Source organism: Okeania sp. SIO2B9 (assembly GCF_010672505.1).
GTDB lineage: Bacteria > Cyanobacteriota > Cyanobacteriia > Cyanobacteriales > Microcoleaceae > Okeania > Okeania hirsuta.
In genome coordinates this window covers 1-1,668 of the sequence record NZ_JAAHGK010001498.1, presented here as the reverse complement: position 1 = coordinate 1,668, position 1,668 = coordinate 1, and the positions used below count along the sequence as shown (strand labels likewise).

The window sequence follows — 1,668 nt, the reverse complement described above, 5'->3', positions numbered from 1 at the left end:
TGAATCGCTTTATTAGTCCGAGTGGAATGCACTTTCTAGAAACATCAAATGTGGGTAATAGTTATGGAGCTTATGTAGGAGATAAAAAGCGATTCCAAAGATGAGAATGTCCGTAAAATACTAACTGTACGCCAGCAGTTTCTAACAAAGGTAAAACATCTCGAATAATATAATCGTTTTGTTGAGGATATTCATAACGAATCATCGTAATATTGCCATTTTCATCTCGGTCAATAAATTGTATGGGATTAGTATAAGCAGGGGCAATATTTTCACCAAGAGAATGGGGTGGATGGTGAAACATTGCGACTTTATATTTAGCTTGTTTAAATTCCTGACTTGCCAGTTCTTTTTCTAACCAATTATATTGCTCGCTACCTTGATTAATAGGTTCAAAAATATGCTGGCCATAACCCCATTCAGCCGGATTATCAAAATCTTTTTTTCGTTCCCGATATTTGCCTCTAGCATTATCTCTTAAATGAGGAACTCTCCAGATATTCGTAATATATAAAACTACTAAACGTACATCGCCAAAAGTTACAGCATAGTAATTTTTTTCTTCTGAACCATTTTGAGGAAGGGTAAAAATTTCTTGGTAAGTGTAAGTATTAAAAGAATTATTTTTTAACCAATTTATATCAGGATTAATATTTGTGGAATTTTGCCTATATAAATCTGATGCAGCATCCCGTGGGTAGGGTTGACTAAATTGGTAATTCAAAGAAGTTTTCATGGAAAATATACCCATAACTTCGTGGTTGCCAATTGCTGGAAAAAGAGGCATATTTTGAATTAACTCCCCACCTTTATAAATAGTTTTTGTACCATCTTTTTCTAATTCATAATTAGCTCTACCTTGGAGATTAGAAAAAAAAGCATTTCCTCGATTATCATCAAACCATTCTGAGGCACGGTCGGGAATATTAACTAAATCTCCAGCAAAAAAAATAGCGTCTAATTTATCAAAAGTTTCTGTGACTTTTTGTAGATTTGCAGAAGTCATTGGTTTTAATTGATGGTCGGAAGTTAGGAGAATTTTTAAAGGTCTACCAGGGGTAGGTTTAGCAGCCAAAGTAAAAATTTTGCTCCTCATATTTTCCCCATTTTCCTTTTCGCTAATAATTCTATATGGCACAGAAATATTAGGTGTTAAACCAATAACTTTTGCCTCATGTCGCCAGATATTTCGCATAATAGGTTGTTGATAAATTAAACCTTTTTCTGTTTGTTTTCCTACGCGAGAATCTTGGTCTTCTCTAGTACGACTAAGTTTAGTAGTATTTGCCTCAATAACTTGATTCAAATTTTCACCATAAACTACAAAATGACCTTTGCCAGGAAATTCAGTAAACCAAACAACTTGTACAGAATTTTCTGTCGGAGCTTGGAGAAATGGATCTGTTAAAAATTGGGGTGGAGATTCGAGAGAATACATAACTATAAATATAAAAATAACAACAATAATTAAAATACCAAAAATCCATGGATTACGATAATAATCTCTGGGATTCTCAAATATTTCTGGAGGAGGATTAAACATAGAAATAATTAGACCAGTTTGAAAAAAGAATACTACAAGAAAGTGCATCTTGATTATAGATGTTTAAAATGAGTATAAGCATTCAGCGCTCAGCGGTCAGCTATCAGCTATGAGTTATTAAGTCA

At 33.4% G+C, this 1,668-nt stretch carries 1 pseudogene; it reads right to left on the bottom strand.

The window, feature by feature from the left end:
* Positions 1-76 precede the first annotated feature (76 nt).
* Positions 77-1,543 (bottom strand): annotated as a pseudogene (locus F6K13_RS32025) (metallophosphoesterase family protein); the annotation flags it as partial.
* Positions 1,544-1,668 lie beyond the last annotated feature (125 nt).